The sequence below is a fragment of the Candidatus Acidiferrales bacterium genome (genome assembly GCA_036514995.1).
Lineage (GTDB): Bacteria > Acidobacteriota > Terriglobia > Acidiferrales > DATBWB01 > DATBWB01.
In genome coordinates, this window is the sequence record DATBWB010000027.1 from 1 (window position 1) to 6,710 (window position 6,710).

7 protein-coding genes are annotated in these 6,710 nt (G+C 57.6%); 6 read left to right on the forward strand and 1 reads right to left on the reverse strand.

Annotated features, from left to right (window positions below; genetic code table 11):
- The first annotated feature begins 467 nt into the window (after positions 1–467).
- From VIH17_02105 to VIH17_02115, 3 genes are all read left to right on the forward strand, one after another.
- Complete coding sequence (locus tag VIH17_02105) at positions 468–596, forward strand: hypothetical protein (GenBank protein HEY4682026.1); 129 nt, start codon at positions 468–470, stop codon at positions 594–596.
- Between the two features lie 105 nt (positions 597–701).
- A complete protein-coding gene (locus VIH17_02110; GenBank protein HEY4682027.1) occupies positions 702–1,268 on the forward strand; it encodes a PEGA domain-containing protein in 567 nt (188 codons plus the stop codon).
- A 12-nt stretch (positions 1,269–1,280) separates the two neighbouring features.
- Positions 1,281–2,144 carry a hypothetical protein gene (locus VIH17_02115; protein ID HEY4682028.1) on the forward strand — a complete coding sequence of 288 codons (864 nt, stop codon included), beginning with the start codon at positions 1,281–1,283 and terminating at the stop codon, positions 2,142–2,144.
- Positions 2,145–2,149: 5 nt separating this feature from the next.
- Here VIH17_02115 and VIH17_02120 read toward each other — a convergent pair whose 3' ends face one another.
- The gene (locus tag VIH17_02120; GenBank protein HEY4682029.1) at positions 2,150–3,391 is read right to left on the reverse strand and encodes a hypothetical protein; all 1,242 of its coding nucleotides are present in this window, start codon (positions 3,389–3,391) and stop codon (positions 2,150–2,152) included.
- A 1,049-nt stretch (positions 3,392–4,440) separates the two neighbouring features.
- On the opposite strand from VIH17_02120, the gene VIH17_02125 reads away from it, so the two are divergent.
- The 3 genes from VIH17_02125 to VIH17_02135 form a co-directional block, all read left to right on the forward strand.
- Positions 4,441–4,830 (forward strand): hypothetical protein, encoded by a 390-nt coding sequence (locus tag VIH17_02125; protein ID HEY4682030.1) that lies wholly within the window; start codon positions 4,441–4,443, stop codon positions 4,828–4,830.
- 664 nt (positions 4,831–5,494) lie between these two features.
- A complete protein-coding gene (locus VIH17_02130; protein ID HEY4682031.1) occupies positions 5,495–5,935 on the forward strand; it encodes a recombinase family protein in 441 nt (146 codons plus the stop codon).
- Between the two features lie 530 nt (positions 5,936–6,465).
- On the forward strand, positions 6,466–6,710 hold a 245-nt coding region (locus VIH17_02135), incomplete at its 3' end, for a kelch repeat-containing protein (GenBank protein HEY4682032.1).

Sequence of the window (6,710 nt, forward strand, 5' to 3'; positions counted from 1 at the left end):
ACCGCATCAGCCAAGCTTAGTCAAACACTCTTAGCCAAACAGGATGCTGGGGAGTTGTGCTCGGCCGGCGTGGCCACCAAGCAGTTCCCCGTCTGTGTTTCTCCCATTGGGCTGAGCTTCGCCTGTCGTCCGGCGTTGGCTCGGACGACTATCCCTTTCAAAAGGTCGAGAGCCAAACTGCGAGTCCGCCTAGCTCATCTCCATAGAACTGCAGCAGGGTAGGCGCCTTGAAATCGCGGAGGTTCATGGCCTCCTGAGCCGATGCGTCTCCGTTTGAGTACACTTTCTCGACATGATTGTCCGATTCTGGGCGCCAGGAACCGCCTCGTCCCCAGAGGTCCTCCACAACGTTGAATCCAGAGCCAGAATCTCTTCTTCAGCTCTCATATAACCACGACAGAGGCCCCCTCCGCGGAGGACTTTGGCACGGCTCCTGCTGGCAAGGAGGAGAGAGGGAAAGGTTATCCATGGGTAACCATAGCCAGCACGAACCGTTTGGCATTTTGCCCTGGGTTGTGGCCGTGCTATCTCTGGCCGGATTACTGGCGGCGCTCTACGCCCAGTATTTGGTCGCGCAGGGCAGAGTGCCACCGTAAGCCTCGTTGTCGCTGTTTTTGTTTAACTTAAGTCGAACGGGGAAGCAATTCCAACGTCTGCTCGGGCAAGATGGATACCATTTGCGCGGGTTGGGGAGCACTGCTATGAGCCATGCACTCAAGCGCTGCAAGGAAACGCATCCGGCAATCCTGAGGTGTGCACAGCGGGCCTTTCTGCTCTCTCTTGGGGTGTTGATTGGCCTGGGCAGCGCAGGGGCACAGGCGGCGGCCGAGTACGCTGGAGTTACGGCCAAGATGGGAGCCGCCGCGACAGCGGCCAATGCTGCCAAGAAGGTCGTTCTTCCCTCTTCTCCGCAGAAAGATCCACAGTTCCAGCACCTGGTAGCCCGAACGGGTGAGCCGATCGACGTCATCAACCGGCGGGCGCTTGAGGAACGCGCGGGAAAAGATGCGGCGAAGCTTCTGCTACGGTCGGTGCCGAACGGGGCCCACGTGTGGATTGACGGCGAACTGGTGGGGACTACTCCGGTGCTGCTGATCCTAGCGCCGGGCAACTACCAAGTGGAAATGCGCGGGCCTCAGATGGAATTCGGCCAGCGCAAAGTTGACCTCTTGCCGCAGGAGAAGCGGGAGTTAGTGATGATTCTGGAGCAACGCTATCCGGCACACGTCCGTTTACGCCTAGGCAGGATGCCATCTACTCGTTTTTAAGGAAGGCTGTGTATGGACGAAACAAAGATTGATCGTCAGGTTTTCGTGACGCAGCGTGGCAATTCCCCGCGGCCCGCAGCTTCGATCGTTGGGCCGCTACTCCTGGTGGCCGTGCTTGGCGTGGTAGGGTTTACAGGCTACCGGTACGTGAGGGCGAACGGGATTCCCGAGATTGGCGGAGGGAATCCAGACCGTGCACAAATCGTCAAAAAGCTTGAAGAGATTGAAAAGCGGCTCGACCAGCTTGAGAAGCGGCGCAAAACAGCCGCCCCGGAATCGGCCACGGCTGCGGCAAAGACAGAGCCAGCCGTTACAAAGTCTCTTCCTTCCTTGCCAGCTTCGCCACCCCCCTCGCGGGCGTTGTCAATCTCCCGGCAACCGGCGAGCACCCCTGCCGCAACCAACCCTGCAACCGATTCACGCCTCTCAAAATTGCAGCAGGAAGTCAACACCTTCCAGAGCGACGTCGCGGCGAATCGTGAGGCCTGGGAAGCCACCAGCAATCGTCTCGGTGATACCGTCGGAGAGTTAGGTTCACAACGCGGCGAAATCGCCCGCACCCGCGAGGGCTTGGAGCAACTCTCGAAGCGCTTCGAGCGTATCCAACTCCCCTTCCAGCTTCGCAGGAAAATGGGCCGGCAACGCATTGGATCCGTTTGGATGGAGCTCAAGAGCACCGACCTCAAGAAACAGCGTTACACCATGGCGGTGTTCGCTGAGGAGAAGTGGATCGAGATGAAGGACCGGGCCTTACAAGAGCAGGTAGAGTTCTATGTTTCCGGCTTTGCGTTTCCCTTGGAGATGGTTGTTTCTGAAATTCGCCAGAATGAAGTTGTCGGGTACCTGGCGCTGCCCAAAGAAGGAGCGAAGCGCTAGGCTGTTTAAGATACAAGAAAATAGTTGCGGCAGGCTTTCGCCACTGTGTCCTGATCCAGGTGCGGTTGTTTTCCTTCGTAGCGCGCCATCCAGCAGATCTGTTGAATAATGTCTCGTGGATAGCAAGCGCGGAGTGGCTCATTCAATTCCTTTGAAAGGATATGGATGAGGTGCTCGACCACAGTGGCATCGTACTCGAGGTCAGAACGGCAACAGAAGCGGTGGAAAATCTCGTGGAATTTGTCCTTGGTCACGTAGTCCACCTTGATCTTGTTTTGGATCCGCCGAAAGAAGGCTTCGTCAGCCAGTTTGGCAGGATCGAGATTCGTGGCGAAAACAACAAACAAATCGAAGGGAATCTCAAACGTTTTCCCTCCTGCCAAGGTAAGAAAGTCGATTCTACGATCGAGGGGGACGATCCAACGGTTGAGCAGCTCCTCAGGTCGCACGCGTTGGCGGCCGAAGTCGTCCACAATCAGTACTCCATTGTTCGCCCTCATCTGCAGGGGCGCGGCGTAGAACTTGGTGACCGGATTAAACTGCAGGTCCAGCATTTCAATCGTCAGCTCGCCACCCGCGATGATCCGCGGCCGGCGACAGAGAACCCAGCGACCGTCGCTGTCCGGCGGCACGGGCTGGTCAATTCGTTCATGGACTCCGGAGTCATAGACCGTGATGATCTGGCCATCGATCTCGACCGCGTAAGGAATCCAAACACTGTCGTGATAGATGCTGGGCAGGGTTTCAGCAAGGCTGGTTTTCCCTGTGCCGGTGGGACCGTAGAGAAAGATGGACGTGCCCGAGACCACGGCGGTGCCAAGTTGTGCCAGCGTCTCGTCGGATAGGACCAGGTGATCAAACGCCCGGTGAACGTCGGCCGGACACACAGCCGCGTTCCGCACGCTCTGTGCTCGCACCCGGCTGACGTAGGCTGGGAGGCATACCGGGGCCGGGCCTGCATACTGGTTCAGGGAGAGCAACTCCAGCGCGCGTGTTTTTCCCTGGGACGTGGTGGCGACCCGGTGGACGCCTCCGATCATCCCTTTAACTTCACAGAGCTGCTCTTTGCGCATGCGCTGAAAGATCTCTTCCACGACACCGAAACTGAGCCGCATCCGCTCGGCCAGCTCGCGCAAGGAAAGCTCACCCTCAAGGTAAAGGGTTTTCAGGGCGAGGTCTTCGAGCAGATTTCTGCGAATTCCGAGGTCTCCCAAAGCGTGCGGTACTGCGATCATGGCCGTGGTCATTGTGCACACCCTCTGCCCAGCACCCAAAACACGACGCCAGCCCCGCGACAGCGGGGCTTCCGCCGGGAAGACGACCTCCCCGCTTGCACAGCAAGTTAACTGCCAGGAGTCCTGGGAATTACCCATGCATCTTTTTTCAGTGAACATCTAGAGATAGGCTAGCGCCTAGCTGAAAAGAAAGAATTTAAACAACATTGGCCATTGGAGGTTTCACACCTCGTAGACCTGGGGCCTTTCCTAGTGAGCACCAAGCCGACCGCGAAAACTTTTCTGATCTCTTGGGATCAATCCTTCCACCCTCGCCGGCAAGCGAGATTTGATGGCTTGGTCGGTACCGACGAACTTCTTCGCCGTCAACCTACAGCTCCAGGGTGCCAGCCCAGGCATCGGCGCCGAGCGGAGTGACTTGCAGGCCTTAATCCTGTTCGTTTGGCAATCGTTCGGATAGGTGCTGGGCGTTGCGGTACGCCGGTTCGTCATCTGGGGATTCGCTCTCCGTTTATCGGCTTTACTCTGATTCGCGAAGTCCTGCGTTAGAAGGTCCAGGACATCTTACCCCCCATTGAGTAGCCCAACGCTAGCCAACTTTCGTCGCCCTTGGTCGGCGGTTTGCAAGCAGGATACGGAGGTTTGCGACCAAAGGAAACCCGACGACCATGCTGTTCGCACTTGCAGTCTTGCTCCTCCAGGGCCCGGGAATTCCTCTAACCCTGACATTTCAGGTTGACCGGGCCGACGCCCCCATGGTTCAAATCGAGTCCACAGCAGCACGCCAATTCAGCCAGAAGGCGTCGGCTCCAGACCCGGAGCTGTCTTTTAGGTCTAAGCTCCAAGACGCGGCACCTTTCATGAATCGGGCCAGCCTTTGGACGCGGGGCGATCTGTCGAAGCCATTCGGGCTGGTGGAGGAGAATCCTGCTGGGCCTGCGCTTTTCCTGCGCGACCATGTTGAGCCGCAACCTGCGGGCAGTGCTGGCTCGTCCGCGCTAGGCGCCTACACGCACGGAGTAGCCGTTCCTGGGGAGTCCTTAGATTACCAAGTAAAAACGGTGACGAGAGGGACGAAGCGGCTGTGGTATGTCTTGACCGTTGTGCACCATAGCGCCGCCACCTTCGATGCGTGGTCTACCCGCCGGATCATTGAGAGTGGGCAAGGCTACGAAATGAATCCCCTGATGCGTCCCTTCGCCAGCTCCAACGGACTGTATGCGGCAGTCCAGGTTGGGCCGGGATTGCTCGACTATCTGGGCAGGCGCATGATGAAAAGCCAGCGGCCGTGGGTTCGCCGGTTGTGGTGGCTGCCTCAAGTGGCAGGCACCACGGCCTCCCTGTGGAGCGGTGCGCACAACCTTCGCCTGGCCGTCCGTTCCACGCCGGGCTTGACTCCGCAATATCAACACATGATGAGCTCCAGCCGAAATGGGACATCCGTAGAGTGACAACTCGGCCAAGAAACGCCGCCTTGCCCGAGCACCCCATCTTCTGGGCGAGTTCTATCTTGCCGGGCAAACGGTGAGATGTCCACGCTCGGTTAGGTTCAGCAGAAACCAGAGAGCTCAGCCAGCCTGAGGAAACCGGTATCTTCCGCATCAAATCACATGAGGATGTTGAAAAACTCTTTTGGGGGTCGCCGAGTACTTTTTGCCAAACGAAGAATCAGTCACTTAAATGCGCTCTCAACGAGCGATAGCGGGATTTGGCGCAGTTTTTCAACAGCCTCACATCCTTTGGCACAGCCTGAGACAGCCAGAGTTCAGCCTGAAAAATCAAGCGGTTGAAGGGGCTTGCGCGGGCGCCCTTTGGTACGTTGCGTCGAATCCAACCCTCCCTTCCTTCCCACCTTGGGATCAACACCCTGCTTTTTCTCTTGACAATCTTACTTAGCGATGAGTAAGATAGGTTCATGCCGAGGAAGAATCCTCATGCCGCGGCCCTGGGAAGACTAGGAGGAAAGGCTCGTGCTCAAAAGACAACCCGTGAGCAGCGGAAGGCTTGGGCGCGGCTGGGTGGCCTGGCACGGGCTCGCAAACACTCGAAAGAAGAGCTATCGCGGTGGGCTAAACTCGGAGGACGCCCGGCGAAGCGCCAGAAGGGCGAAAAACGATGAAGCGCGCAGCGATTTACGCCAGGGTGAGCACACACAACGGGCAGAACCCCGAGATGCAGCTTGACGAGCTGCGCGCCTACTGCAAGCGGCGCGAGTGGGAGCTCGCCGGCGAATACGTTGACACAGGATTTAGCGGTGCCAAAGAACACCGGCCGGCCTTAGACCGTTTGCTGTCCGACTGCCGCAAGAGATTGGTGGATGCCGTGGTTGTCTACCGCTACGACCGCTTTGCCCGTAGCCTGCGCCAGCTGGTGAACGCGCTCGAAGAGTTCCGCGCTTTGGGGATTGACTTTGTGAGCCTGCACGAAGGCGTGGACACCTCGACACCCAATGGTCGCTTGATATTCGGCATCTTTGCCTTGATTGCCGAGTTCGAGCGGGAGCTATCGCCCTGGAATGTTTCCGCGGGCCACAGTAGTCCATTACGGCGGAACTAGAAGTCTCATTACCAGGCGAAGGTGCGGAATCTTCCGCCCCGGTTTGACCACGCGGAGGGCATTTTTTTGAACAATCGAGCCCATTATTTGGTAACTACTGTAAACACAAAGGAGCGAAGCGCAAGTGATGCAAGCAACGGCATGCCTGTCCGCAAGCCTTCTGCCCACGCCCTATAGATTGAAAATAAACCGCATATAGTGCCCCTGCTGTTCACTAGCCCACCGAATTGAGAATGCCTCGGGTTTGGCGGACAGTCTGCTATCAATTCCCAAGTGTAGTTCTGCCGCCCCGCGTAGAGCTACCCAATTGAGGTGAGAGTGAGGCGGAGTCGCGCGCGACGAAAAGGGGACATGGTCACCAAGGGGCCATTTTCGGTGCGCCATGGGCTTTTCTACTTCGCTGCGGCAGTAGATTGTAGACCCCAACCTACCTTGAAGGCTTGTAGTTGCTTGCCGCAAGAATCCTCCCCGCCTGAGCAATTTCTCTCGACCCCCGATCGTTCTGACAGCATTGCGAAGGAGTACAGGACATGAAACGCGCACTTAAGCTGGTGTGTTTGCTCGCAGCGGTGTTGTGTGCGGTAGTGCTGCTGAAAGGGTACGTGTTGCAAGTCGCCAGCGGCACGTGGGCTCCAACCGCATCAATGGCGCAGGCCCGCAGCGGAGCTTCCGCCGTTTTGCTTCAAACTGGCGCCATCCTGATTACCGGAGGCGATGGAGCCAGCGGCCTGTTGGCCGACGCTGAATTATTCAGCACCGACGGAACTTTTTCTGC

Coding starts and splice junctions, on each gene's coding strand:
- VIH17_02105 (HEY4682026.1), top strand. CDS start 468: ATGGGTAACCATAGCCAGCACGAACCGTTTGGCATTTTGCCCTGGGTT.
- VIH17_02130 (HEY4682031.1), top strand. CDS start 5,495: ATGAAGCGCGCAGCGATTTACGCCAGGGTGAGCACACACAACGGGCAG.
- VIH17_02110 (HEY4682027.1), top strand. CDS start 702: ATGAGCCATGCACTCAAGCGCTGCAAGGAAACGCATCCGGCAATCCTG.
- VIH17_02120 (HEY4682029.1), bottom strand. CDS start 3,391: ATGACCACGGCCATGATCGCAGTACCGCACGCTTTGGGAGACCTCGGA.
- VIH17_02115 (HEY4682028.1), top strand. CDS start 1,281: ATGGACGAAACAAAGATTGATCGTCAGGTTTTCGTGACGCAGCGTGGC.